The following is a 23,024-nucleotide window of genomic DNA, read 5'->3' as shown; positions in this document are numbered from 1 at the left end:
GAACCGGCTTCGCCGGGCCGCAGGTGTTGCCCCCTGCAAGGGGGTTGGCGAAGCGACACGAAGTGCGCGAAGACTGGGGGTTCACGTCAGCTTGCCGTGACAGTGCTTGAACTTCTTGCCGCTGCCGCAGGGGCACGGGTCGTTGCGTCCGACGCGCGCGAAGGCCGCGGCGCCGGCGCTCAGACCCGAGCCCAGGCCCGCGGCGGCCAGCCGGCGCTGGCTCTCTTCGTCGACCCGCACCTCGACCTCGCCCGTTTCGGTGGGCGCCGAATAGGTGATGTTGGCCAAGTTCTCGCCGCGGTTCTCCATCGCTTCGGCGGCTTCCTCGAGCTGCTCGCTCGATTGCACGCGCACCGTCATGAGCTGGCGCGTGACTTCGTTCTTGACGGAGTCGAGCAACTGGCCGAAGAGCTCGAAGGCCTCGCGCTTGTATTCCTGCTTGGGTTGCTTCTGCGCATAGCCGCGCAGGTGGATGCCCTGGCGCAGGTAGTCGAGTGAAGCCAGATGTTCGCGCCAGTGCGTGTCGATGCTCTGCAGCAGCACCATGCGCTCGAACTGGGTGAAATTCTCCTGCCCGATCAAGGCGACCTTGGCATCGAAGGCCGCGTTGGCCGCAGCGACCACCTTCTCGACGACGTCCTCGTCGGACATCGCGCTCGCGGCCTCCACATCCTTCTGCAACGGAATGTCGATGCCCCATTCGTCGGCCAGGAGCTTCTCGAGCGTGGCCAGATCCCATTGCTCCTCGACCGATTCGGGCGGCACATATTGGCGCACCAGATCGGTGAAGCAGCCCTCGCGCAGCGCACCGATCTGCGCGGTCAGCTCGCCGGCATCAAGGATGTCGTTGCGCTGCTGGTAGATCACCTTGCGCTGGTCGTTCGAGACGTCGTCGTACTCGAGCAATTGCTTGCGGATGTCGAAGTTGCGCGCCTCGACCTTGCGCTGCGCGCTCTCGATGCTGCGCGTGACGATCCCGGCCTCGATGGCCTCGCCGTCGGGCATCTTCAGGCGGTCCATGATCGCCTTGACGCGATCGCCCGCAAAGATGCGCATCAGCGGATCGTCCAGGCTCAGGTAGAAGCGCGAGGAGCCAGGGTCGCCCTGACGGCCGGAGCGCCCGCGCAGCTGGTTGTCGATGCGGCGCGACTCGTGGCGCTCGGTGGCGATGATGCGCAGGCCGCCGAGCGACTTCACCAGCTCGTGGTCCTTGTTCCACTCGGTGCGCAGTCGCGCGACCTCGGCCGCCTTGGCGGCGTCATCGAGCGTCTCGTCGGCCTCGACCGCCTCGATCGCCTTCTCGACGTTGCCGCCGAGCACGATATCGGTGCCGCGGCCGGCCATGTTGGTGGCGATCGTGATCATCTTCGTGCGGCCGGCCTGGGCCACGATGTCGGCCTCGCGCGCGTGCTGCTTGGCGTTGAGCACCTGGTGCGGCAGGCCGGCCTTGACCAGCAGCCCGTCGATGATCTCGGAGTTCTCGATCGACGAGGTGCCCACCAGCACCGGCTGGCCGCGCTCGTAGCATTCGCGGATGTCCTCGATGGCTGCGTCGTACTTCTCGCGCGTGGTCTTGTAGACGCGGTCGAGCTGGTCCTCGCGCCGGCTGTTCCGGTTGGGCGGGATGATCATGGTCTCGAGACCATAGATCTCCTGGAACTCATAGGCCTCGGTGTCGGCCGTGCCGGTCATGCCGGCGAGCTTGGCGTAGAGACGGAAGTAGTTCTGGAAGGTGATCGAAGCCAGCGTCTGGTTCTCGGCCTGGATCTCGACGCCTTCCTTGGCCTCCACGGCCTGGTGCAGGCCGTCGCTCCAGCGCCGGCCCGTCATCAGGCGACCGGTGAATTCGTCGACGATCACCACCTCGCCCTGCTGCACCACGTAGTGCTGGTCGCGGTGGTACAGGTGCCGCGCGCGCAGCGCGGCATTCAGGTGGTGCATCAGCGTGATGTTGGCCGGGTCGTAGAGCGACGCGCCCTCGGGCAGCAGCTTGAATTCGGCGAGGATCTGCTCGGCCTTCTCGTGGCCGTCCTCGGTCATGAACACCTGGTGCGTCTTCTCGTCGACCGTGAAGTCGCCCGGCTTGGTCACGCCCTCGCCGGTGCGGATGTCGGCCTCGCCCTCCTGCTTGACCAGGAGCGGAACGACCTTGTTGATCGCGAGATAGAGCTCGGTATGGTCCTCGGCCTGGCCGCTGATGATCAGCGGCGTGCGGGCCTCGTCGATCAGGATCGAATCCACCTCGTCGACGATCGCATAGTTCAGTCCGCGCTGGACGCGGTCGCGCGTCTCGTAGACCATGTTGTCGCGCAGGTAGTCGAAGCCGTACTCGTTGTTGGTGCCGTAGGTGATGTCGCTGCCGTAGGCCTCCTGCTTTTCCTCGCGCGGCATCTGCGGCAGGTTGATGCCGACCGTGAGCCCGAGGAAGTTGTAGAGGCGCCCCATCCACTGCGCATCGCGGCTCGCGAGGTAGTCGTTCACCGTGACCACATGCACGCCCTTGCCGGTGAGCGCGTTCAGGTACACCGGCAGCGTGGCCGTCAGCGTCTTGCCTTCGCCCGTGCGCATCTCGGAGATCTTGCCGTTGTGCAGCGCCATGCCGCCCAGCAGCTGAACGTCGAAATGGCGCATCTTCATGACGCGCTTGGACCCTTCGCGCACCGTCGCGAAGGCCTCGGGCAGCAGGTCGTCGAGCGACTCGCCCTTGGCGACGCGGTCCTTGAACTCCTGGGTCTTCGCGCGCAGGGCCGCATCGTCGAGCTTCTCGAAAGAGGGCTCCAGCGCGTTGATGCGCTCGACCGTCTTGCGATACTGCTTCAGGAGCCGGTCGTTGCGACTGCCGAAAATTTGGGTCAGGAAGTTGGTGGCCATGAGTGGAGATCGACGCACACTCGCTGCACGCGGGCGCATCGATCGAAATCCCTAAGATAGACAGGAATGAACTTGGGCGCGCTTTGCATGAAAGCAAGCGGACCCGCCTGCAGCAATGCCGGCAAACCGTTGATTTTAGCCACCTTGCCCGGCCTGCCGGACCGCCCGACCTGCCACCCATGAACCGCCGCTTCCATCCCGTCACTTTGCTCGAGGCCACCGAGGGCTCGCCCACGCTGGCGAGCCTGGCCGCCCGGGCGCGCGATGCGAGCGAACGGCTGCGCGCGGTGGAAGACCTCATCCCGCCCGAGATGCGGTCCGCGCTGAAGGCCGGCCCGGCTGAAGGGAACGTCTGGTGCGTGCTGGTCACCGGCAGTGCGGCGGCAGCGAAGCTGCGTCAACTCGCGCCGTCGCTGCAGTCGCGCCTGAAAGCCCGGGGCTGGGACGTGGAGACGATCCGCATCAAGGTGCAGTCGCGGCGCTGAAGTGCCAAACTCGCCAGGCGGCTCATGGTGAACCGCGAAGGATTCAGTCATGAGCAACCCAAGTCGACGTGCTTTCGTGATGTCGGTGGTGACGGGCGGCGCGGCCCTCACGGCCGCCACGCAAGTCGCGGCCCAGGCAGCTGTCCCGGTGGCCGAAAGCGACCCGCAGGCGGTGGCGCTGGGCTACAAGGCCGACACCACCAAGGTGGACAAGGCGAAATTTCCGAAGCACGAGGCCAGCCAGATGTGCAGCGGCTGCCAGCTGTTCCAGGGCAAGCCCGCCGACGCGAGCGGGCCATGCACGCTGTTCGGCGGCAAGCTGGTCGCGGGCAAGGGATGGTGCAGCGCCTGGGTCAAGAAGGCTTGAGGCGCAGGATCGGGCGCGCCGCCATCATGCGGGCGGCGGCGCATGACCGATCGTTCGCAGCACGGCATCGGTCATGAATGCCTGCCAGTCGGCGTGTGACGCCTCGTCGTCGAGCGCCTCACCGAGGAAGCGCGAGAGCGTGAAGCGGTTGGAGACGTAGAAGTAGCCCGTCGCGAGGATCATCAGGTAGACCTGTCGCGGCCTGATGTCCTTGCGGAAGCAGCCGATGCGCTGGCCGGCGAGCAGGATCGCGCGGATCCTTTTCATGGTCGGCGAGGCGGGCACCTTGGCCGCCGCCGATTCGCCGAGCGCCTGCGTCAGGTGGCGGCCCTTGTGCATGTTCTCCGTATTGAGGAGAACGATGAAGTCCGGGTTCGCCCGGTAGTACGCGTAGACGAAGGCGATGATGGCTCGCATCGCCGATACGGGATCGGAAAGATCGATGTCGAGCGCCTCTTCCGCCGCACCCATTCTTCGGTACATCTCCTGCAGCACCGCGTTGTAGAGCCCCTCCTTGCTGCCGAAGTAGTAGTAGATCATCCGGTCGACGGATTTCGCCGCCTTGGAAATCTTGCCCACGCTTCCACCGTCATAGCCATCGCGGGAAAACACGCGCAGGGCGGCGTCGAGAATCGCGTCGCGCGTCTCGGAAGCATCCGAGGGAAGCTTGGGCCGGCCACGGCCCCGCTTTGGCTCGAGGACGACAGGGCTTGTCTTGGCAGTCGGTTTGGGCATTGAAAGGTCTGGAACGGCGCGAAGCAGGCGTGCGGGGCCCGCGCCGCCGGGTCTGAAGCGAAGGGCGTCCGACTCTACCGAAGACGCGTCGCAGATCCTATCCACCACAGTGTCCGCGGCGCTCGCCGCCAAAAAAAAAACGGCTTGCCCGGGCTTGCGCTCGTCGTCACAATTAATTATTGTAGCAACCCCTACATTAATTCGACGCACAGCCCATGACCGCTCTCCAGACCGTACTGGATCACGTCCCGGTGATCGACATTTCTCCCTTCGCCTCCGACTCGCCGTCGCATCGGCGCGAGGTCGCGGACCAGGTGTGCGCGGCGTGCGAGCAAGTGGGCTTTCTCGTCATCACGGGGCACGGCGTGAGCGACGGCGTCGTCGATCGCCTCTACCGCGCTTCGCAGTCGTTTTTCGCGCTCGACGAGGCGGAAAAACTCCGCGTCAAGAAACCCGCGGGAACCAATCCGAAGGGATTCACCCCGCAAGGCGCCAAGACGGTCGGCAAGGACCGGGATCCCCAGCTCAAGCCCTCGCTGCTCGAGAGCTTTGCGATCGGCCCGCTGGACGTGACCGGCGATCCCTGCTCGAATTTCGGCCCCAACCTGTGGCCGGAGCGGCCTGCTGAACTCAAGCCGGCGTTCAGCGACTACTACCGGGAGATGGAGCGCCTGTCCAACGACATCCTCGATATCTTCTCCTTGGCGCTGGACGTTCCGCCCGCCTATTTCCGCGAGCGCGTCAACCGGCACGCGAGCATCCTTCGCGCCAATCACTACCCTGCCCTCAAGACGGCGCCGACAGACGGCGAAGAGCGTGCCGGCGCCCACACCGACATCACGGCCATCACCATCCTGAAGGTCGACGACGCGCCAGGCGGCCTGGAGGTTCAACTGCCCAACGGCAACTGGGTCGGCGTTCCCCGGGTGCCGAACGCCTTCATCGTCAACATCGGCGACATCCTGATGCGTTGGACCAACGACAGATTCATCTCGACGATGCATCGCGTGATCAACCCGCCGCCGGCGCTCGCATCCAGGGCCGCGCGCATCTCGATCCCGTACTTCTGCATACCGAACTACGACGCGATGATCGAATGCATTCCAAGCTGTGTCGGCAACGGCGCCAAATACCCGCCGATGCAGTCCGGCCAGCTTCTTTCGCAGCGGTACACGGTCACCTTCTCGCTCGAAACGGGCAAGGTGCTGTGATGAAGAAAATCGCTGCCATCATCGCCATCGGATGGGGCTGCTGCCTCGCCTTGCCCCAGGCAGGCGCCGCGGAGTGGAAGGCCGAGCATCCGGTTCGCATCGTCGTTCCCTATCCGCCGGGCGGCTCCGCGGACGTCGCGGTGCGGCTGATCGCCGAGAAGATGCGCGAGGCGCTCCAGCAACCGGTGATCGTCGACAACCGCCCCGGCGCGGGCACCGCGATCGGCGCCATCGCGGTCGCGAAGGCGCCGGCGGACGGCTACACCCTGCTGCTCGCGACATCGACCACCCTGAGCATCCAGCCGCTGGTTCAAAAGCAGCTCGGCTACACGAACAGGCAGTTCGTTCCGGTCGCCAGCATCCTGACGCTGCCGTTCATGCTCGACGTCAACAAGAGCCTTCCGGTCAAATCGCTTGCCGAGCTGGTCGGCTATGCACGCCAGCACCCGGGCAGCATGAACTACGGAACCCTGGGCAATGGCAGCTCCAACCATTTGCTGGGCGCACTGCTGTCCAGGCATGCGGATGGCGCGCTGGTGGCCGTTCCCTACAACGGTGCCGGGCCAGCGCTGCTGGCATTGATGCGCGGAGAGATCCAGGTGTATTTCGATGGCATACCGACCTCGGTCGCCAGGAACGCGTCCGGCGATTTCCGCGGGTTGGCGGTGACCAGCCGTGAGCGCGCCGCCGTAGCGCCCAACGTGCCGACGGTGTACGAAGAGGGCTTGCCGGATCTGGGACTCAGCATCTGGTACGGACTCGTGGCCCCTGCGGGAACGCCGCGCGACGTGGTCGCCAGGCTCAACGCCGTCGTGAATGCCGCGATCTCCGATCCTTCGATCAACGCGACGCTGGCGCGCGACGGCGCCGTGCCGACGAAGCTCAGTCCGCAGGAATTCGGCACGCTGATCGAGCAGGACGCCGCGTCGTGGAAGAAGGCCTTCCAGGCTTCCGACCTGAAGGCCGAATAGCCGGCGGGCATCGCATCCCGACGACATTGCCGAATCAAGACCTGGTGCCGCTTGTCCGAATCGAACGGACGACCTTCCGCTTACAAGGCGGGTGCTCTACCAACTGAGCTAAAGCGGCGGGGCTTTGGATTTTAGACGGCGGTGCGTCGCACGCGCGAGCGAAGCACGCCTCACTTGATGCGCTTGAGCGAGGGCCGCGCACCACCGCTTGCGGGCGGACGCGGCGGATCGCTCGGATCCTCGGGCGGGCTCGCGCTCGTCTCGCCGATCGCACCGGCTTCGTCGGCACCTGCGCCGCTGACCAGATGGACCACCTTGCCGGCATCGCCCTCGGTGCCGCGCGATGCGTCTCGCAACGGCAGGCGCAAGGCAGCGGATGGCGTGAGTGTTGCCGTCGGCGTCGTGGGCGCGGCGGCGCCGCCTTCGGCGGCCGGCACAGGCGCCGGAAAGGCCATGCCCTGTCCGTTCTCCCGCGCATAGATCGCCAGCACGCGCCCGACGGGCACGCTGATCTCGCGCGCCGTGCCGGCGAAGCGCGCCTTGAACTCGATGAAGTCGTTGCCGAGCTTGAGCGAACTGGTCGCGTCGAAGCTGATGTTCAACACGATCTCGCCGTTCTTCACATACTCGCGCGGCACCTGCACGGTATCGTCGACCTGCACCGCGACATAGGGCGTGAAGCCGTTGTCGGTGCACCACTCGTACAGCGCCCGGATCAGGTACGGACGTGTCGAAGACGATTCGAGCGCGTTGATCATGAAAGTTCTCCACCAGGCCGCCGAGATGCCACCGCAGCGGCCTTCGCGCGAAACACCGCGGAACCGGCTCTGCCGGGCCGCTGGTGTTGCCCCCGGCAGGGGGTTGGCGAAACGACACGAAGTGCGTGAAGCCTGGGGGCGAGCATTATTTCCGCATCACCTTTTCGGATGGCGTCAGCGCTTCGATATACGCCGGGCGCGAGAAGATGCGCTCTGCGTACTTCAGCAGCGGCGCCGCATTCTTGCTGAGATCGATGCCGTAGTAGTCGAGGCGCCACAGCAGCGGCGCGATCGCAACGTCGAGCATCGAGAAGTTGTCGCCCAGCATGTACTTGTTCTTGAGGAACACCGGGGCGAGTTGGGTGAGGCGGTCACGGATGTGCGAGCGCGCCTTCTCGATCGCCTTCTCGTTGCCCTTGGAGCTGCGGTTCTCGAGCGTGGACACATGCACGAAGAGTTCCTTCTCGAAGTTGAGCAGGAACAGCCGCACGCGTGCACGATCGACCGGATCGCCGGGCATCAGCTGCGGATGCGGGAAGCGCTCGTCGATGTACTCGTTGATGATGTTCGACTCGTACAGGATGAGGTCGCGCTCGACCAGGATCGGAACCTGGCCGTACGGGTTCATCACGCTGATGTCTTCGGGCTTGTTGTAGAGATCGACATCGCGGATCTCGAAGTCCATGCCTTTCTCGAACAGCACGAAACGGCAACGATGGGAAAAAGGGCAGGTCGTTCCTGAGTACAAGACCATCATGGCGAAAGGCTCCTAAAAATCAAAAAGAGTGGGTCGCGTTGGCAACCCACTCTGCGGGATCCGGCGCACGAGGCGCCCGATCGGCGGCACTCGAACTACTTGACGTCTTTCCAGTACGACGCATTCAATCGCCATGTGAAGACCACGGCCATGACGAGGAACAGCAGCACCCAGACACCCACGCGCACACGGGTGTTCTGCGCCGGCTCGGCCATCCATTGCAGGTAGCTCACGAGGTCGCCCACGGCTTCGTCGTACTGCAGCGTGGTCATCGTGCCGGGCCTGACCTGCTCCCAGCCCTTGAAGGCCTCGACCTCGTGGCCATGCGCCTCGACCTTGTCGTAGACCGGGCGGCGATCGCCCTGCAGTTCCCAGAGCACGTTGGGCATCGCGACATTCGGGAACGCGAGGTTGTTCCAGCCGGTGGCCTTGGTGTCGTCGCGGTAGAAGGTGCGCAGGTACGTGTAGAGGTAATCGGCACCGGTGCCGCCATGACCGGCACGCGAGCGTGCGACCAGCGTGAGGTCGGGCGGAACAGTGCCGAACCACTCCTTGGCCTGGCGCGCATCGATATTGGCCTTCATGGTTTCGCCGACCTTGTCGGTCGTGAACAGAAGGTTGTCCTTGATCTGCTGCTCCGAGATGCCGATGTCCTGCAGCCGGTTGTAGCGCATGAACGCCGCCGAGTGGCAGTTGAGGCAGTAGTTGACGAAGAGCTTGGCGCCGTTCTGCAGCGCCGCGAGGTCGTTCGTCTTGTTCGGTGCCTTGTCCCAGGGAATGCCCGTCTCTTCGGCATGGGCGCCGACCAGGAGGCCGAGCGCCGCGATCAACGTGAGGATCAGTTTCTTCATTCTTAGACTCTCCCGTCAGTGCGCTGCGAAACGCACGCGATCGGGCACGGGTTTGAATTCACCAAGCTGGCTCCACCATGGCATGAGCAGGAAGAAGCCGAAATAGACCAGCGTTCCGATCTGCGAGACGGTCTGCGCGAGATCAAGCGAGAACGAGCCGATCACCATGCTGCCCCAGACGCCGGGCGGCTGGATGCCGAGGTAGCCGAGGATCAGGAAGAAGAAGACGAAGGCGCCGTACACCGTCTTGTGCCAGCCCGGACGGAAGCGGATCGACTTGACCGGGCTGTGGTCGAGCCAGGGCAGGAAGAACAGGATGATCACCGAGCCGCCCATCACCAGCACGCCCCAGAACTTGGCATCCAGCGACTTGAGCAGATAGATCACGATGACCGCGACGACCACGATCGCGACCTTGGTCACCATGCCGAACTTGCCCTTGATGAAGGCGCCGATGGCACCGAGCGCGACGATCAGCGAGAACACGTTGACCATGTCGTCGGTGGTCGCGCGCAGCATCGAGTAGAACGGCGTGAAGTACCAGACCGGTGCGATGTGCTGAGGCGTCTTGAGCGAATCGGCCGGGATGAAGTTGTTGTACTCGAGGAAGTAGCCGCCAGCCTCGGGCGCGAAGAAGATCACCGCCGAGAAGATGGTGAGGAACACCACCACGCCGAAGATGTCGTGCACCGTGTAGTAGGGATGCGAGGGGATGCCGTCGAGCGGATGGCCGTCGGCGCCGCGCTTGGCCTTGATCTCGATGCCGTCGGGGTTGTTGGAACCCACTTCGTGCAGCGCGATCAGGTGGGCGACCACCAGGCCCAGCAACACCAGCGGCACTGCGATCACGTGGAAACTGAAGAAGCGGTTGAGCGTGGCGTCGCTCACCACGTAGTCGCCGCGGATCAACAGCGAGAGGTCCGGACCGACGAAGGGGATCGCGGAGAACAGGTTCACGATCACCTGCGCACCCCAGTAGCTCATCTGGCCCCAGGGCAGCAGATAACCCATGAAGGCTTCGGCCATGAGGCACAGGAAGATCGCGCAACCAAAGACCCAGATCAGCTCGCGCGGCTTGCGATAGCTGCCGTACATCAGGCCACGGAACATGTGCAGGTACACCACGATGAAGAATGCCGAGGCACCCGTCGAGTGGATGTAGCGGATCAGCCAGCCCCAGGGCACATCGCGCATGATGTACTCGACCGAGGCGAAGGCTTGCGTCGCATCGGGCTTGTAGTGCATCACGAGGAAGATGCCGGTCACGATCTGGATCACAAGGACCAGCATCGCGAGCGAGCCGAAGATGTACCAGAAGTTGAAGTTCTTGGGCGCGTAGTACTTGCCCCACTGGTCGTTCCAGAGCTTGGAGAGCGGGAAACGGTTGTCGACCCAGTTCAGCAGCTTCTCGCCGGCCGGCGCGTTGGGGGAGATTTCGTGGAATTCAGCCATGGTCGTCGCTCTCAGGCCTTCTTGTCTTCGCCGATGAGCAGGCGCGTATCGGAGAGATACATGTGCGGCGGCACGGGCAGGTTGTCGGGTGCGGGCTTGTTCTTGAACACGCGGCCCGCCAGATCGAAGGTCGAGCCGTGGCACGGGCACAGGAAGCCGCCTTCCCAGTCATCGGGCAGCGAAGGCTGCGGGCCGGGCTGGAAGCGGTCACCCGGCGAGCAGCCGAGGTGGGTGCAGATGCCGACCACGACCAGCACTTCGGGCTTGATCGAGCGGGTTTCGTTCTGCGCGTACTTGGGTGTGAATTCGTCCGGATGGCGCTTGGACTCCGGGTCGGCGAGTTGCGGATCGAGCTTGGGCAGCTCGGCGATCTGCTCTGCCGATCGCTTGAGGATCCAGACCGGCTTGCCACGCCATTCGACCGTCATCTTCTGGCCGACCTGCAGGCCGCTGATGTCGGCCTCGACCGGCGCACCGGCTGCCTTGGCTTTCTCGGAGGGTTCGAAGCTGCTCACGAACGGAACGGCGGTGGCCACGCCACCCACTACGCCTGCACATCCCGATGCGATCAACCATGTCCGCTTGCTGGTGTCGATCCGGGGGCGGCCGGCAGTGCTGTCACTCATGGGGGTCCTCAATCTTCTCGCTAGGGGCTTGGGTCAACCGGCGATTGTAGCGGAGCGTAAGCAGTGAATTCAACGCGGCACGCAGGCGCGCACGGGCCGCGCGAGACGCCGCGCGCAGATGTCACCGTTGTGCGGATCCCGCCCCTATACTGGCCGCCGTCAACACAACCAAGAACGAGGTGGCCGGCATGAGCTTCATGAAAGAGTTCCGTGAATTTGCCGTCAAAGGCAATGTGGTCGACCTCGCGGTCGGCGTGATCATCGGTGCGGCGTTCGGCAAGATCGTCGACTCGCTGGTCACCGACATCATCATGCCGATCGTCGGTCTGGTCTTCGGCAAGCTCGACTTCTCCAGCCTGTACATCGTGCTGGGGACGATCCCGGCCGGCGTTCCCAACACGCTGGCCGATCTCAAGAAGGCCGGCGTGGGCGTGCTGGCCTACGGCAACTTCATCACGGTCGCGGTCAACTTCGTGATCCTGGCCTTCATCATCTTCATCATGGTCAAGCAGATCAACAAGCTGCGCAAGAAGAACGAAGAGGCGCCCGCGCCGGCCGCGCCGCCTGAAGACGTCGTGCTGCTGCGCGAGATCCGCGACAGCCTCAAGCGCGCCTGAGGCACCAGCCCGTCAGGGGCCCGCGCCGCGAACCAGCGAGCGGGCCATGCGCACGGCCTCGATCAGGCTCGAGGGGTCGGCAACGCCCTTTCCAGCGATGTCGAAGGCAGTGCCGTGATCGGGGCTGGTACGCACCAGCGGCAGCCCGAGCGTCACGTTGACGCCCTTGTCGACGCCGAGATACTTGACCGGGATCAGGCCCTGGTCGTGGTACATCGCGACCACCACGTCGAACTCGCCCGGCCCCTGCGCCTTGGCACGCGCGCGCATGAAGACCGTGTCGGGCGCATGCGGCCCGTCGGCATCGATGCCTTCGGCGCGTGCGCTCGCGATCGCGGGCGCGATGATGTCGCGCTCCTCCGAACCGAACAGGCCGCCCTCCCCCGCATGCGGATTGAGTCCCGCGACGCCGATCTTCGGCGGCCGTCCCAGCACCGCGCCGAGCGCGCGATGCGCGATGCGCAGCGTCTGCAGCACGCCGTCGAAGCTCACGGCCTCGATCGCATCGCGCAGCGACATGTGGATGCTCACGAGGACGGTGCGCAGCTCGTCGTTGGCCAGCATCATGCGCACCGGCAGCTCGGCGATCGACCGGCCCTGATGCGCCGCGGCTTCGGCCTGCAGCAGCTCGGTGTGGCCGGGGAACGGGTATCCCGCGGCGGCGAGCGCCTCCTTGTGCAGCGGCGCGGTGACGATCGCCGCGATCTCCGAGCGCAATGCCGCGCGCGCGGCCCACACCACGCACTCGCCGGCGATGCGGCCCGCAGCGGCGCTGATCTCGCCCTGCGCGATCACGTGCCCGGTCGCGGCGACGACCTGCAGCACGGGCACGCAGCGAGGCGGTACATCGTGTGCATCGGCGGGCGTGTCGATCAGCGCGACGGCCAGCGCCGGCTGGCCGGAGGCAGCGAGCGCCCGTGAAGCGCGGCGCACGATGCTCACGTCGCCGGCCACGAAGCAGTCGCGCATGTCGACGGCCGCGTCGCGAAACGCCTTGACGATGATCTCGGGCCCGATGCCTGCGGGATCGCCGAGCGTGAGCGCGATCGCGCCAGCCTTGTCCTTGTTCACGCGGGGTTGTCGATGTCGATGAATTCGTGCGCGAGGCCGAGCTGCGCGGCGACATGGCCCGCCACGGCCGGCGCGCCGTAGCGCTCGCTCGCGTGGTGCCCGCAGGCGATGAACGCGACGCCCATCTCGCGCGCGTAGTGGGCCTGCGGCTCCGAGATCTCGCCGGTGAGAAAGGCGTCGGCGCCCGCGGCGATGGCCGCTTCGAAATAGCCTTGCGCGCCGCCCGTGCACCAGGCGATGTTGCGGATCGCGCGATGGGCCGTGTCCAGCAGCGTGACCGGCTTGCCCAGCGCCTTTTCCACGTGGCTGGCCAGCGCCTTCGCGCTCTTGAAGTCCTCGCCGTTGTCGCGCGCGCCCAGGAAGCCGATCTCCTGGTCGCCGAAGCGGCCGGCCGCGCCTGCGTGCGCGACCAGTCCGAGTTTCAGGCCGAGCTGCGCGTTGTTGCCGAGCTCGGGATGCGCATCGAGCGGCAGATGGTAGGCGAACAGATTGACGTCGTCGCCGAGCAGCAGGCCGAGCCGCTGCTTCATCCAGCCGGTCACGCGCCCGTCCTGGCCGCGCCAGAACAGGCCGTGGTGGACGAAGATCGCATCGGCCTCGGCGCGGATGGCGGCCTCGATCAGCGCGCGGCTGGCGGTCACGCCCGAGACGATCTTGCGCACCGTGGTGCGGCCCTCGACCTGCAGGCCGTTGGGCCCGTAGTCCTTGAAGCGCGCGGGCGCGAGCAGGAGATCGAACGCGTGCAGGAGTTCGTGGCGTGTCGTGCTCATGCGGCGATTGTCTCAGTCTGGCGCTGCGCGACAATCGCTGTTTTAGCTTCACCCCGGCCTTTCATGAAACGCACCTGGCTGCTGTTTGCCCAAGCCGTCACCGTCCTGCTGGCGGCTTATTTCGTCGTCGCCACCCTCAAGCCCGAGTGGCTCAACCGCCGCAGCACCTCACTCGGCGGCGTGGTGTCGGTGATCGAGGCGCCGGCCGCGAATCCGGCCATCCCCGCGCCGGGCAGCCTGAGCGCGGCCGCGAAGAAGGCATCGCCCGCAGTGGTCAGCATCAACACCAGCAAGATGGCGCAACGCAACCCGCGCAGCGACGATCCGTGGTTCAAGTTCTTCTTCGGCGACCAGGGCGCAGACCAGCCCCAGATCGGCCTCGGCAGCGGCGTCATCGTGAGTACGGATGGTTACATCCTCACCAACAACCACGTGGTGGAAGGCGCCGACGAGATCGACGTCACCCTCAACGACAGCCGCCACGCGCGCGGCAAGGTGATCGGCACCGACCCCGACACCGACCTGGCGGTGCTGAAGGTCGAGCTCGACAAGCTGCCCGTCATCGTGCTGGGCAACTCCGATGCGCTGCAGGTGGGCGACCAGGTGCTCGCCATCGGCAACCCCTTCGGCGTCGGCCAGACCGTGACCAGCGGCATCGTCTCGGCGCTCGGGCGCAACCAGCTCGGCATCAACACCTTCGAGAATTTCATCCAGACCGATGCGGCCATCAACCCCGGCAATTCGGGCGGTGCGCTGATCGACATCAACGGCAACCTCGAGGGCATCAACACCGCGATCTACTCGCGCTCGGGCGGCAGCATGGGCATCGGCTTCGCGATCCCGGTCTCGACCGCCAAGCAGATCCTCGAGGACATCGTGAAGGACGGCAAGGTCAGCCGCGGCTGGATCGGCGTCGAGCCGAACGACCTCACACCCGAACTGGCCGAGACCTTCGGCATCAAGGCCAATGCCGGCGTGATCATCACCGGCGTGCTGCAGAACGGGCCGGCCGCCAAGGCCGGCGTCCGACCGGGCGACGTGATCACCGGCGTGGGCGACAAGAAGATCGGCAACGTGCAGGAACTGCTGACCGCAGTGGCAGGACTCAAGCCCGGCAACGCGGCGCGCTTTGCGCTGCAGCGCGGCGCAGACAAGATGGAACTCGACGTCACCGCGGGCCTGCGGCCCCGGATCAGCCCCAAGCGCACGCCGGATCCGAACCAGAACGACACCGAATAGGCCGCGCGCGCCGAAAGAGGCTCAGTCAGGATTGCGCCGAATCGGCGCTCTCTTCGGGCGCCTTGGTGTACCTCGAGAAGTAGCGCGCACCGATGATGCCGATCTCATAGAGCAGGCACATCGGAATCGCCAGCGCGAGCTGCGACACCACGTCCGGCGGCGTCAGCACCGCCGCCACGACGAAGGCGACGACGACGAAATAGCCGCGGTAGGAGCGCAGCTTCTCGACGGTGATCAACTCGAAGCGCACCGCCAGCATGACCACGATCGGCACCTGGAAGGCAACGCCGAACGCGATGTAGAGCGACAGGATCGCCTCCACGTAGGACGAGATGTCGGGCGTGGCCGCCACCGACGGCGGCGTGAAGCGCTGGATGAAGCTGAACATCTTGTCCAGCACGAAGAACTGCACGAAGGCGATGCCGCAGTAAGCCAGGAAGCTGCCGAAGAAGATCAGCGGCAGCGCGAACTTCTTTTCATGGCTGTAGAGCCCGGGCGCCACGAAGGCCCAGCACTGGTACATGAGCCAGGGCAGCGCCAGCAGCACCGAGGTCATGGCCAGCACCTTGAGCGGCACGAAGAAGGGCGAGAACACGCCAATGGCGATCAGCTTCGCGTCGTGCGGCATGTGGGCGCGGATCGGGATCGCGATCAGGTCGATCAGCCCGCTCGGACCGGGCCAGATCGAAAGCAGGATGCCGGCGACCACGAGGCCATAGATGCAGTAGATCAGCCGATCGCGCAGCTCCATCAGGTGCTGGACGAAGGGCTGCTCGGTGCCGGCCAGCTCGTCTTCTTTGTCTTTGTTCTTGTCGGTGGATTCGGCCATGGGGGGACGCTGCGGGCGGGATCTCGGGGTGCGCTGCGCGCGGCCGGATCGACGTTGCGGCTAGTTGATTTTGTGAGGGCGAAAGCGTGCCACGCGCGCCGCGCCCGAGAGCGCCTTGGTGCGCACGCCGTTGCGCGCCTTGTACCACTGCGGGGTGGCGCCCTGCTTCAGGCGCCAGTTCTTGCGGGGGTGCTTGTACTCGGGAAAGGAGGGCGTCGGCTCGGACAGGGCCGACAGGGTCTGGCCGCTCTCGGAGAACTGCTTCTCGAAGTCGCTCGCGCCGGACTGGATGCTGTGCTCGACGTCGCGCGCCGCTTCCTGCACCGTGTCCTTCATCTTGCGCAGCTCGTCGAGGTCCATCGAGCGGTTGACCTCGGCCTTCACGTCGTTCACGTAGCGCTGCGCCTTGCCGAGCAGCGTGCCGACGGTGCGCGCCACGCGCGGCAGCTTCTCGGGCCCGATGACGATCAGCGCGACCGCGCCGATCAGCGCAAGTTTCGAGATGCCGAGATCGATCACGGGTGCGCGGCGATCAGGACTTCTGACGCGCTTCGACGTCGATCGTCGACTTGTCGGCGGCCGGGTTGGCCGTCACCTGCGCGGGCGGCGCGCCGGGTTCGTCGGAGGACGAGCCTTCGCGCATGCCGTCCTTGAAGCCCTTGACGGCGCCGCCGAGATCGGACCCCATGTTGCGCAGCTTCTTGGTGCCGAAGATCATCACGACGACGAGCAGCACGATCAACCAGTGCCAGATGGAAAGTGAACCCATGGATTACTCCTGAAGAATGTCTGCGATTTTAGTCGGCGCCCGAAGCGCGACCACCAGGCTCGAATATCACCCCTTGAGCCAGGGCCTTGGCCCGCCCATGACGTGGACGTGGAGATGGTGGACCTCCTGCCCGCCCTCGGCACCGGTGTTGACGACGATCCGGAAGCCGCCTTCCGGATACGGGCGGCAACCCTGCTCGACGGCCAACTTGGGCGCCAGCGTCATGATCCGTCCCAGCAGGCCCGCATCGTCGGCCGTGACCTGCGCCATCGACGGAATGTGCCGCTTCGGCACGATCATGAAATGCACCGGCGCCCACGGTGCGATGTCGTGGAAGACGAAAAGTTCTTCGTCCTCGTAGACCTTGCGCGACGGGATCTTGCCTTCGATGATCTTGCAGAAGACGCAGTTCGGGTCAAACGACATTCAGGACTCCATGGGTCGGCCCGCATTCATGCGCACCATCCCCTTGACGATGCGATAGAGGAACCAGAGGGAAATCAAGGCCCAGGCAATCCAGCCGGGGACAAAGAGCAGCAGCCACAGCCACGAGGTCAGCAGGTACAGCAGGCCGGCCCACAGCACCGAGCGGATGCGCCAGCTGAAGTGCGAGGCCTGCCAGGTGCCGGCCGCGTCGTCGCGCTTGACCAGATCGACCACCAGCGCGATCAAGAGCAGCGCAATCGAGGCCTGCGCGCCCGGCAGCACGGCGCCCACCGCCACCACCAGATGCATCACGTAGCTGATCCAGCCCCAGGTCTTGAGCGAGTCCTTGGGTTCGACGGTCACGATGTCCTGGGCCATGGCGTCCTCTCAGTCGTTGGAAGCTTCGCGATCCTGCGCCTTGCGCAGGGCCTTTTCCTCGATGCCGCTGGTGCCTTCGCGGCGCTCCAGCTCGGCGACCACGTCGCGCGGCGCGAGGCCGTAATGGGCGAGCGCGATCATGCTGTGGAACCACAGGTCGGCCACCTCGTTGACGATCTTGGCGCGCTCGCCGCCGTGGTCCGCATCCTTGGCCGCCATCACCACTTCCGTGGCCTCTTCGCCGATCTTCTTGAGGAAGGCGTCGGGGCCCTTGTGCAGCAGCCGGGCGACGTAGCTCTTCTCGGGATCGCCGCCGCGCGCCGGCAGGCGGCTTTCGATGACGGCGGCCAGGCGCGCCAGCGCGTCCTCGGCGTTTCGTGGGGGGGCGTCGGATTTCATCGTGGTGACGAGGTGTAGATCGATGCGGGATCTTTCAAGACCGGCTCGACCGCCGTCCATTGGCCGTTCTCGTACTTGCTGAAGAAGCAGCTGTGGCGGCCTGTGTGGCAGGCGATGCCGGGCTCGTGGCCGAGCTGGGTGACCTTGAGCAGCACCACGTCGTTGTCGCAGTCCATGCGGATCTCGTGCACCGTCTGCACATGGCCGGACTCCTCGCCCTTGAACCAGAGCTTGCCGCGCGAACGGCTGAAGTACACGGCGCGGCCGAGCTCCGCGGTCTTGGCGAGCGCTTCGCGGTTCATCCAGGCGAACATCAGCACGTCGTTGCTGCCCTGCTCCTGCGCGATCACCGGCACCAGGCCGTTCGCGTCCCATTTCACTTCGTCCAACCAGTTCATTCGGGCATTGTCGGCGATTCGCTCGGGACAGGACCCGGGGGTCAGCTGCGAACCGGAATGCCGCGGGCGGCCATGCAGGCCTTGGCCTGGCCCACCGTGTATTCGCCGTAGTGAAAGATGCTCGCCGCCAGCACCGCATCGGCGCCGCCGGTCTGGATGCCGTCGGCCAGGTGATCGAGGTTGCCGACGCCGCCGGAGGCGATCACCGGCACGCCGACCGCGTCGCTCACCGCACGCGTCAGCGCGAGGTCGAAGCCGCTCTTGGTGCCGTCGCGGTCCATGCTGGTCAGCAGGATCTCGCCGGCACCGCGGCGTGCCATCTCGACGGCCCATTGCACGGCATCGAGGCCGGTGTTCTTGCGGCCGCCGTGGCTGTAGACATCCCAGCCGGGCCCGGCGCGCACGCCCTCCGGTGTCAGGCGCTCGGCCTCTTCGGTGCTGCGCCGCTTCGCATCGATCGCCACCACGATGCATTGCGCGCCGTACTTGCGCGACGCGTCCTCGATCACCTGAGGATTGGCGATGGCAGCCGAGTTGAAGCTGGTCTTGTCGGCGCCGGCATTGAGCAGCCGGCGCACGTCCTCCACCGTGCGCACGCCGCCGCCGACGGTCAGCGGAATGAAGACCTGCGAGGCCACCGCCTCGATGATCGGCAGGATCAGGTCGCGTCCGTCGCTGGTCGCGGTGATGTCGAGGAAGGTGAGCTCGTCGGCGCCCTGCGCGTTGTAGCGCGCCGCGATCTCGACCGGGTCGCCGGCGTCGCGCAGCTCGACGAAATTGACGCCCTTGACGACGCGGCCGCCGGTGACGTCGAGGCAGGGGATGATGCGTTTGGCAAGCATGATGGTGGCTTCGGTCCGAAAAGTCAGGTCACGGTGAGCTGTTGCCAGCCCTGCCAGGCAGCGCCCGGCGCGAGCAGCACGGGTTCGTCGACGCGCGCGGCCTCGACGCAGAGCATGTGGCGCCAGCCGTCGTCGGGCATGTCGGCGAGCTTGGCGCTGAGTTCGGGGCCGGGATTCCACACCACCGTTTCGGTGCAGCTCGCGCTGTGCGCGATGGCGAGCGTGCCGGACGCCTGCACCAGCCGCAGCGGCCCGGCGGGCGCCGCATAGACGCTGTCGAACTCGGCGCCGAAATGCAGCGCCGGTGTCGTCTCGACCTGCCGCACGTCGCGCACCGAATCCCAGCGCCTGGCGCCCTGCAGGCCTTCGAGCCGCACAGCCGTCGCATCGTCCACGCGCAGGTAGCTGTGCAGCGCGGCCGCGAACGACCAGGGCAGCGGGCCGGGATTCTCGACCGCCAGCGCGATGCGCAGCGCGCGCGGCGCCAGGGTCACGGAAAGGCGGAGATGGAAGGCATGCGGCCAAAGGGCGCGCGTCGCGTCGCTGTCGTGCAGCGAGAGCGCCAGCGTGCCAGCGCCGCCCTCGCCTTCGGGCCCTTCGGGGGTATGGGCCTGCCATGCGACATTGCGCGCGAAGCCGTGCTTGGGCAGGGGGCCGCGCTGGTTGAACTGCGGCCAGCAGACCGGCACGCCGCCGCGGATCGCGCTCTGGCCATCGAACAGCGCTTCGGGGCTCAGGTAGATGCGCTCGACGCCATCGGCCGTGACCCACGACAGCACATGGGCGCCATGCAGGGCCACCGTGCAGCTGTCGCCCGCAGGCAGGGTGACTTGCAGCGCAGGCTGACCACGAAAGACAAGAGCTTGGACGGACATGACCCGATTCTAGGTTTCAGCCGCATGGTCCCAGGCCGACATGGCATGGCCGCAGCCCGGATCGCCATTGCGGCAGGCACGGATTTGGCATGAAATCACTCCCCAGCAGGGATCCGCGGCGCGCACGGGCCGGCGGCGAGGGAACGACATCTCCAGAACTCATTCGACAAAGGGGCTCTCATGACAAAGAAACTGCCGCCAGCGGCATGGATCCTGATCGCGATGGTGATCGGCATCGTGCTCGGCTACATGGTTTTCCTCAACTTCCCGGACAAGAAGACGGCGACCGAGATCGCGGGCTACATCTCGATCATGTCGGACGTCTTCCTGCGGCTCATCAAGATGCTGATCGGCCCGCTGGTGTTCTCGACGCTGGTGGTCGGCATCGCGCACATGGGCGATGCCGCTTCCGTCGGCCGGGTGTTCGGCAAGTCGCTCGGCTGGTTCGTCACGGCCTCGCTGATCTCGCTGATCCTGGGCCTGATCATGGCCAACCTGCTGCAGCCAGGCCACAACCTGGGCCTGCCGCTGCCGGACATCGGCGCTTCCGCCAACCTCGCGACCTCGAAGTTCACGCTCAAGGACTTCGTCGCCCACATGGTGCCGAAATCCTTCGCCGAGGCCATGGCCAACAACGAGATCCTGCAGATCGTCGTGTTCTCGATGTTCTTCGGCGTCGCGCTGGCCGCGCTCGGGGAAAAGGCCCGCACGCTGATCAACGCGATCGATGAACTCTCGCACGCGATGCTCAAGATCACCGGCTACGTCATGAAGCTGGCGCCGCTGGCCGTGATGGCCGCGATGGCCGCCACCGTGGCCGTGAACGGCCTGGGCATCCTGCTCAAGTTCGCGGTCTTCATGGGCGATTTCTACATCGGCCTGTTCCTGCTGTGGGGCGTTCTGACCTTCGCGGGCTTCGTGTTCCTCGGCCCGCGCGTGCTCAAGCTGCTGGTGCTCATCAAGGAGGCTTTCCTGCTGTCCTTCGCGACCGCGAGTTCGGAGGCGGCCTATCCCAAGATCCTCGACGCGCTCGACCGCTTCGGCGTCAAGCGCAAGATCTCCAGCTTCGTGATGCCGATGGGCTATTCCTTCAACCTGGACGGCTCGATGATGTACTGCACCTTCGCGGTGCTCTTCATTGCCCAGGCCTACGACATCCATCTGCCGATCGGCACCCAGATCACGATGCTGCTGATCCTGATGCTCACCTCCAAGGGCATGGCCGGCGTGCCGCGCGCCTCGCTGGTGGTGATCGCCGCGACGCTGAACCAGTTCAACATCCCCGAAGCCGGTCTGTTGCTGATCCTTGGCGTCGACACCTTCCTCGACATGGGCCGCTCGGCGACCAACGCGGTGGGCAATTCCATCGCCGCGGCGGTGGTGGCCAAGTGGGAGGGCGAGCTGATGTCGGAGAGCGATGCCGATGCGAACGCGCGCACGCTGGACGCCGAAAGTTCCGCCACGCTGGCCCACCCTGTACATGCTTGAGATGCGCGCCATGAGGCTGATCCGCAAGCTGTCGATGGCAACCGTGCTGCTGACGGGGCTGCTCGGCCTGCCGCAGTCTGCGCTGGCCCAGACCGACGCCACGCCGGCGGCGCCGGCCGCACTGACCGGCACGCTGGCCAAGGTGCGCGAAGCCGGCGCGGTCGCCATCGGCTACCGCGAATCGTCGATTCCCTTTTCCTACCTGTCCGCACGCAACGAGCCCATCGGCTATTCGATCGAGCTGTGCAAGGCGCTGGTCGAGGCGATGGGCGATGCGGTGCACAAGACGCTCGCCATCCAGTGGGTGCCGGTGACCTCCGAGTCGCGCATCGACGCCGTCGTCAAGGGGCAGGTCGATCTGGAGTGCGGCTCGACCACCAGCAACCTCGAGCGGCAGAAGCGGGTGAGCTTCTCGCCGACGATGTTCATCTCGGGCACCAAGCTGCTGGTGCGCAAGGGCTCGCCGGTGCGCTCGTACACCGACCTCGCCGGCAAGACGGTGGCCGTGACCAGCGGCACCACCAACGAGAAGACGATGCGCGATCTGTCGGCGCGCTTCAAGCTGGGCCTGAACATCGTGGTGTCGCGCGATCATGCCGATTCGTTCGCGCTGGTGAAGGCCGGCAAGGCCGATGCCTTCGCGACCGACGACGTGCTGCTGTACGGCTTCATCGCGCAGGACAAGAGCACGGCGCAAGGCAACTCCGACTACCAGGTGGTCGGAGATTTCCTCTCGTACGACCCCTACGGCGTGATGTACCGCAAGGACGATCCGCAGCTGGCCAAGGTGGTGAACGACACCTTCCATGACCTCGCCGAGCAGGGTGAGATCGAGCGCCAATACAAGCGCTGGTTCCTGCGCAAGCTGCCTTCGGGCACGAGCCTGGATTTGCCGATGAGCCCGCAGCTAGAAACCATCATCCAGACGATGGCCGTAAAGGCGGAGTAGCACGGCCGCGGCGCAAGGCGCCCAAGCCAGGAACACCGCGGAGCGGGCTTCGCCGGGCCGCCGGTGTTGCCCCCGGCAGGGGGTTGGCGAAGCGACACGAAGTGCGCGCAGCCTGGGGGCGAGCCTATTGCTCGGCGAGTTCGTCGGCGCGGGCCTGGGCGGCCGCGAAATCGAGATCGCCCGAATAGATCGCACGCCCGCAGATCACGCCCTCGATGCCGTCCGACTCGACCGCGCAGAGCTTGTCGATGTCGGCCATGTTCGAGAGGCCGCCCGACGCGATCACAGGAATCGTGAGCGCCTGGGCCAGCCGCACGGTGGCCTCGATGTTGATGCCAGAGAGCATGCCGTCGCGGCCGATGTCGGTGTAGATGATCGACTCGACGCCATAGTCCTCGAATTTCTTGCCGAGGTCGGCCACTTCGTGCCCGGTCAGCTTGCTCCAGCCGTCGGTGGCGACCTTGCCGTCCTTGGCGTCGAGGCCGACGATGATGTGGCCGCCGAAGGCGCTGCAGGCGTCCTTCAGGAAGCCGGGATTCTTGACCGCGGCAGTGCCGATGATGACGTAGCGCAGGCCGTCGTCGATGTAGCGCTCGATGGTGTCCAGGTCGCGGATGCCGCCGCCCAGTTGCACCGGGATGTCGTCGCCGACTTCGCGCAGGATCGCCTTGATCGCCGCATGGTTCTGCGGCTTGCCGGCGAAGGCACCGTTCAAGTCGACCAGATGCAGGCGCCGGGCGCCGGCCTCGAGCCAGCGGCGCGCCATGGCGGCCGGGTCTTCGCTGAAGGTGGTGGACTGGTCCATGTCGCCCTGTTTCAGGCGAACGCAATGGCCGTCTTTGAGATCGATGGCGGGAATCAACAGCATGGCAAGGCGACCCGAAGGGGTG

General features: G+C 65.7%; 27 protein-coding genes and 1 tRNA gene. 8 read left to right on the top strand and 20 right to left on the bottom strand.

Annotated features, from left to right (window positions below):
* Nucleotides 1-81 precede the first annotated feature (81 nt).
* Entirely contained in the window at nucleotides 82-2,871 is a 2,790-nt protein-coding gene (gene secA, locus E5P2_RS05895; RefSeq protein WP_162566218.1) for a preprotein translocase subunit SecA, read from the bottom strand.
* A 2-nt stretch (nucleotides 2,872-2,873) separates the two neighbouring features.
* On the opposite strand from secA, the gene E5P2_RS38340 reads away from it, so the two are divergent.
* Nucleotides 2,874-3,356 carry a hypothetical protein gene (locus tag E5P2_RS38340; protein WP_443083505.1) on the top strand — a complete coding sequence of 161 codons (483 nt, stop codon included), beginning with the start codon at nucleotides 2,874-2,876 and terminating at the stop codon, nucleotides 3,354-3,356.
* A 49-nt stretch (nucleotides 3,357-3,405) separates the two neighbouring features.
* The gene (locus tag E5P2_RS05885; RefSeq protein WP_162566216.1) at nucleotides 3,406-3,723 is read left to right on the top strand and encodes a high-potential iron-sulfur protein; all 318 of its coding nucleotides are present in this window, start codon (nucleotides 3,406-3,408) and stop codon (nucleotides 3,721-3,723) included.
* A gap of 24 nt (nucleotides 3,724-3,747) precedes the next feature.
* Here E5P2_RS05885 and E5P2_RS05880 read toward each other — a convergent pair whose 3' ends face one another.
* Complete coding sequence (locus tag E5P2_RS05880) at nucleotides 3,748-4,590, bottom strand: TetR/AcrR family transcriptional regulator (protein ID WP_232080590.1); 843 nt, start codon at nucleotides 4,588-4,590, stop codon at nucleotides 3,748-3,750.
* Between the two features lie 83 nt (nucleotides 4,591-4,673).
* Here E5P2_RS05880 and E5P2_RS05875 point away from each other — a divergent pair, with 83 nt between their 5' ends.
* Nucleotides 4,674-5,669, top strand: a complete 996-nt coding sequence (locus tag E5P2_RS05875) for an isopenicillin N synthase family dioxygenase (RefSeq protein ID WP_162566215.1) — start codon at nucleotides 4,674-4,676, stop codon at nucleotides 5,667-5,669.
* Nucleotides 5,669-6,640 (top strand): Bug family tripartite tricarboxylate transporter substrate binding protein, encoded by a 972-nt coding sequence (locus E5P2_RS05870; protein ID WP_162566214.1) that lies wholly within the window; start codon nucleotides 5,669-5,671, stop codon nucleotides 6,638-6,640. The genes E5P2_RS05875 and E5P2_RS05870 overlap by 1 nt, the downstream gene beginning before the upstream one ends.
* 42 nt (nucleotides 6,641-6,682) lie before the next feature.
* Here the strand turns inward: E5P2_RS05870 and E5P2_RS05865 are convergent.
* The 6 genes from E5P2_RS05865 to petA form a co-directional block, all read right to left on the bottom strand.
* Nucleotides 6,683-6,758: transfer RNA gene (locus E5P2_RS05865), tRNA-Thr, on the bottom strand.
* A 52-nt stretch (nucleotides 6,759-6,810) separates the two neighbouring features.
* Nucleotides 6,811-7,398 (bottom strand): ClpXP protease specificity-enhancing factor, encoded by a 588-nt coding sequence (locus E5P2_RS05860; protein ID WP_036088429.1) that lies wholly within the window; start codon nucleotides 7,396-7,398, stop codon nucleotides 6,811-6,813.
* 145 nt (nucleotides 7,399-7,543) lie between these two features.
* Entirely contained in the window at nucleotides 7,544-8,155 is a 612-nt protein-coding gene (locus E5P2_RS05855) for a glutathione S-transferase N-terminal domain-containing protein (RefSeq protein ID WP_162566213.1), read from the bottom strand.
* Nucleotides 8,156-8,250: 95 nt separating this feature from the next.
* On the bottom strand, nucleotides 8,251-9,006 hold the full coding sequence (locus E5P2_RS05850; RefSeq protein WP_080696304.1) for a cytochrome c1: 756 nt from the start codon (nucleotides 9,004-9,006) through the stop codon (nucleotides 8,251-8,253).
* A gap of 15 nt (nucleotides 9,007-9,021) precedes the next feature.
* Entirely contained in the window at nucleotides 9,022-10,458 is a 1,437-nt protein-coding gene (locus E5P2_RS05845) for a cytochrome b (RefSeq protein ID WP_162566212.1), read from the bottom strand.
* A gap of 11 nt (nucleotides 10,459-10,469) precedes the next feature.
* A complete protein-coding gene (gene petA, locus E5P2_RS05840) occupies nucleotides 10,470-11,084 on the bottom strand; it encodes a ubiquinol-cytochrome c reductase iron-sulfur subunit (RefSeq protein WP_162566211.1) in 615 nt (204 codons plus the stop codon).
* 188 nt (nucleotides 11,085-11,272) lie between these two features.
* Here petA and mscL point away from each other — a divergent pair, with 188 nt between their 5' ends.
* Complete coding sequence (gene mscL / locus E5P2_RS05835; RefSeq protein WP_162566210.1) at nucleotides 11,273-11,701, top strand: large conductance mechanosensitive channel protein MscL; 429 nt, start codon at nucleotides 11,273-11,275, stop codon at nucleotides 11,699-11,701.
* Nucleotides 11,702-11,713: 12 nt separating this feature from the next.
* Here mscL and pdxA read toward each other — a convergent pair whose 3' ends face one another.
* Nucleotides 11,714-12,772: a 4-hydroxythreonine-4-phosphate dehydrogenase PdxA gene (gene pdxA, locus E5P2_RS05830; protein ID WP_162566209.1), complete on the bottom strand. Its 1,059-nt coding sequence runs from the start codon at nucleotides 12,770-12,772 to the stop codon at nucleotides 11,714-11,716.
* The gene (locus tag E5P2_RS05825) at nucleotides 12,769-13,542 is read right to left on the bottom strand and encodes a Nif3-like dinuclear metal center hexameric protein (protein WP_162566208.1); all 774 of its coding nucleotides are present in this window, start codon (nucleotides 13,540-13,542) and stop codon (nucleotides 12,769-12,771) included. The genes pdxA and E5P2_RS05825 overlap by 4 nt, the downstream gene beginning before the upstream one ends.
* 63 nt (nucleotides 13,543-13,605) lie before the next feature.
* Between E5P2_RS05825 and E5P2_RS05820 the strand changes: the two genes are divergently transcribed.
* Nucleotides 13,606-14,781 (top strand): trypsin-like peptidase domain-containing protein, encoded by a 1,176-nt coding sequence (locus tag E5P2_RS05820; protein ID WP_162566207.1) that lies wholly within the window; start codon nucleotides 13,606-13,608, stop codon nucleotides 14,779-14,781.
* A 25-nt stretch (nucleotides 14,782-14,806) separates the two neighbouring features.
* Here the strand turns inward: E5P2_RS05820 and tatC are convergent, their stop codons facing one another.
* The 9 genes from tatC to E5P2_RS05775 all read right to left on the bottom strand — a co-directional run bounded on the left by tatC (nucleotide 14,807) and on the right by E5P2_RS05775 (nucleotide 19,697).
* A complete protein-coding gene (gene tatC, locus E5P2_RS05815) occupies nucleotides 14,807-15,610 on the bottom strand; it encodes a twin-arginine translocase subunit TatC (RefSeq protein ID WP_162566206.1) in 804 nt (267 codons plus the stop codon).
* A gap of 60 nt (nucleotides 15,611-15,670) precedes the next feature.
* On the bottom strand, nucleotides 15,671-16,129 hold the full coding sequence (gene tatB / locus E5P2_RS05810; protein WP_162566205.1) for a Sec-independent protein translocase protein TatB: 459 nt from the start codon (nucleotides 16,127-16,129) through the stop codon (nucleotides 15,671-15,673).
* A 13-nt stretch (nucleotides 16,130-16,142) separates the two neighbouring features.
* Nucleotides 16,143-16,379 carry a Sec-independent protein translocase subunit TatA gene (tatA, locus tag E5P2_RS05805; protein WP_162566204.1) on the bottom strand — a complete coding sequence of 79 codons (237 nt, stop codon included), beginning with the start codon at nucleotides 16,377-16,379 and terminating at the stop codon, nucleotides 16,143-16,145.
* 66 nt (nucleotides 16,380-16,445) lie between these two features.
* The gene (locus E5P2_RS05800) at nucleotides 16,446-16,805 is read right to left on the bottom strand and encodes a histidine triad nucleotide-binding protein (RefSeq protein WP_162566203.1); all 360 of its coding nucleotides are present in this window, start codon (nucleotides 16,803-16,805) and stop codon (nucleotides 16,446-16,448) included.
* Nucleotides 16,806-17,183, bottom strand: coding sequence for a DUF4870 family protein (locus E5P2_RS05795; RefSeq protein ID WP_162566202.1), 378 nt, complete (start codon nucleotides 17,181-17,183; stop codon nucleotides 16,806-16,808).
* 9 nt (nucleotides 17,184-17,192) lie between these two features.
* A complete protein-coding gene (locus E5P2_RS05790) occupies nucleotides 17,193-17,582 on the bottom strand; it encodes a phosphoribosyl-ATP diphosphatase (RefSeq protein ID WP_162566201.1) in 390 nt (129 codons plus the stop codon).
* On the bottom strand, nucleotides 17,579-17,980 hold the full coding sequence (hisI, locus tag E5P2_RS05785) for a phosphoribosyl-AMP cyclohydrolase (protein ID WP_162566200.1): 402 nt from the start codon (nucleotides 17,978-17,980) through the stop codon (nucleotides 17,579-17,581). The genes E5P2_RS05790 and hisI overlap by 4 nt, the downstream gene beginning before the upstream one ends.
* A gap of 41 nt (nucleotides 17,981-18,021) precedes the next feature.
* On the bottom strand, nucleotides 18,022-18,822 hold the full coding sequence (gene hisF, locus E5P2_RS05780) for an imidazole glycerol phosphate synthase subunit HisF (protein ID WP_162566199.1): 801 nt from the start codon (nucleotides 18,820-18,822) through the stop codon (nucleotides 18,022-18,024).
* Nucleotides 18,823-18,845: 23 nt separating this feature from the next.
* Complete coding sequence (locus tag E5P2_RS05775) at nucleotides 18,846-19,697, bottom strand: D-hexose-6-phosphate mutarotase (protein ID WP_162566198.1); 852 nt, start codon at nucleotides 19,695-19,697, stop codon at nucleotides 18,846-18,848.
* A gap of 180 nt (nucleotides 19,698-19,877) precedes the next feature.
* On the opposite strand from E5P2_RS05775, the gene E5P2_RS05770 reads away from it, so the two are divergent.
* Complete coding sequence (locus tag E5P2_RS05770) at nucleotides 19,878-21,185, top strand: dicarboxylate/amino acid:cation symporter (protein WP_162566197.1); 1,308 nt, start codon at nucleotides 19,878-19,880, stop codon at nucleotides 21,183-21,185.
* 1 nt (nucleotide 21,186) lies between these two features.
* Nucleotides 21,187-22,134 carry an amino acid ABC transporter substrate-binding protein gene (locus E5P2_RS05765; RefSeq protein ID WP_162566196.1) on the top strand — a complete coding sequence of 316 codons (948 nt, stop codon included), beginning with the start codon at nucleotides 21,187-21,189 and terminating at the stop codon, nucleotides 22,132-22,134.
* 124 nt (nucleotides 22,135-22,258) lie between these two features.
* Here E5P2_RS05765 and hisA read toward each other — a convergent pair whose 3' ends face one another.
* On the bottom strand, nucleotides 22,259-23,002 hold the full coding sequence (hisA, locus tag E5P2_RS05760; protein ID WP_162566195.1) for a 1-(5-phosphoribosyl)-5-[(5-phosphoribosylamino)methylideneamino]imidazole-4-carboxamide isomerase: 744 nt from the start codon (nucleotides 23,000-23,002) through the stop codon (nucleotides 22,259-22,261).
* Nucleotides 23,003-23,024 lie beyond the last annotated feature (22 nt).

The organism is Variovorax sp. SRS16, assembly GCF_901827165.1.
Lineage (GTDB): Bacteria > Pseudomonadota > Gammaproteobacteria > Burkholderiales > Burkholderiaceae_C > Variovorax.
Note: the sequence above shows the minus strand (reverse complement) of the source record. Positions and strands in the feature narration are given on the sequence as shown.

What these genes read in the sequence shown, in the direction of transcription:
- mscL (WP_162566210.1), top strand. Translation starts at nt 11,273, where the DNA reads ATGAGCTTCATGAAAGAGTTCCGTGAATTTGCCGTCAAAGGCAATGTG.
- E5P2_RS05860 (WP_036088429.1), bottom strand. Translation starts at nt 7,398, where the DNA reads ATGATCAACGCGCTCGAATCGTCTTCGACACGTCCGTACCTGATCCGG.
- E5P2_RS05885 (WP_162566216.1), top strand. Translation starts at nt 3,406, where the DNA reads ATGAGCAACCCAAGTCGACGTGCTTTCGTGATGTCGGTGGTGACGGGC.
- hisF (WP_162566199.1), bottom strand. Translation starts at nt 18,822, where the DNA reads ATGCTTGCCAAACGCATCATCCCCTGCCTCGACGTCACCGGCGGCCGC.
- E5P2_RS05790 (WP_162566201.1), bottom strand. Translation starts at nt 17,582, where the DNA reads ATGAAATCCGACGCCCCCCCACGAAACGCCGAGGACGCGCTGGCGCGC.
- E5P2_RS05870 (WP_162566214.1), top strand. Translation starts at nt 5,669, where the DNA reads ATGAAGAAAATCGCTGCCATCATCGCCATCGGATGGGGCTGCTGCCTC.
- E5P2_RS05875 (WP_162566215.1), top strand. Translation starts at nt 4,674, where the DNA reads ATGACCGCTCTCCAGACCGTACTGGATCACGTCCCGGTGATCGACATT.
- tatA (WP_162566204.1), bottom strand. Translation starts at nt 16,379, where the DNA reads ATGGGTTCACTTTCCATCTGGCACTGGTTGATCGTGCTGCTCGTCGTC.
- E5P2_RS05825 (WP_162566208.1), bottom strand. Translation starts at nt 13,542, where the DNA reads ATGAGCACGACACGCCACGAACTCCTGCACGCGTTCGATCTCCTGCTC.
- E5P2_RS05795 (WP_162566202.1), bottom strand. Translation starts at nt 17,183, where the DNA reads ATGGCCCAGGACATCGTGACCGTCGAACCCAAGGACTCGCTCAAGACC.
- E5P2_RS05775 (WP_162566198.1), bottom strand. Translation starts at nt 19,697, where the DNA reads ATGTCCGTCCAAGCTCTTGTCTTTCGTGGTCAGCCTGCGCTGCAAGTC.
- E5P2_RS05820 (WP_162566207.1), top strand. Translation starts at nt 13,606, where the DNA reads ATGAAACGCACCTGGCTGCTGTTTGCCCAAGCCGTCACCGTCCTGCTG.
- E5P2_RS05770 (WP_162566197.1), top strand. Translation starts at nt 19,878, where the DNA reads ATGACAAAGAAACTGCCGCCAGCGGCATGGATCCTGATCGCGATGGTG.
- E5P2_RS05800 (WP_162566203.1), bottom strand. Translation starts at nt 16,805, where the DNA reads ATGTCGTTTGACCCGAACTGCGTCTTCTGCAAGATCATCGAAGGCAAG.
- E5P2_RS05765 (WP_162566196.1), top strand. Translation starts at nt 21,187, where the DNA reads ATGCGCGCCATGAGGCTGATCCGCAAGCTGTCGATGGCAACCGTGCTG.
- secA (WP_162566218.1), bottom strand. Translation starts at nt 2,871, where the DNA reads ATGGCCACCAACTTCCTGACCCAAATTTTCGGCAGTCGCAACGACCGG.
- tatC (WP_162566206.1), bottom strand. Translation starts at nt 15,610, where the DNA reads ATGGCCGAATCCACCGACAAGAACAAAGACAAAGAAGACGAGCTGGCC.
- E5P2_RS05855 (WP_162566213.1), bottom strand. Translation starts at nt 8,155, where the DNA reads ATGATGGTCTTGTACTCAGGAACGACCTGCCCTTTTTCCCATCGTTGC.
- hisA (WP_162566195.1), bottom strand. Translation starts at nt 23,002, where the DNA reads ATGCTGTTGATTCCCGCCATCGATCTCAAAGACGGCCATTGCGTTCGC.
- E5P2_RS05845 (WP_162566212.1), bottom strand. Translation starts at nt 10,458, where the DNA reads ATGGCTGAATTCCACGAAATCTCCCCCAACGCGCCGGCCGGCGAGAAG.
- E5P2_RS05850 (WP_080696304.1), bottom strand. Translation starts at nt 9,006, where the DNA reads ATGAAGAAACTGATCCTCACGTTGATCGCGGCGCTCGGCCTCCTGGTC.
- hisI (WP_162566200.1), bottom strand. Translation starts at nt 17,980, where the DNA reads ATGAACTGGTTGGACGAAGTGAAATGGGACGCGAACGGCCTGGTGCCG.
- petA (WP_162566211.1), bottom strand. Translation starts at nt 11,084, where the DNA reads ATGAGTGACAGCACTGCCGGCCGCCCCCGGATCGACACCAGCAAGCGG.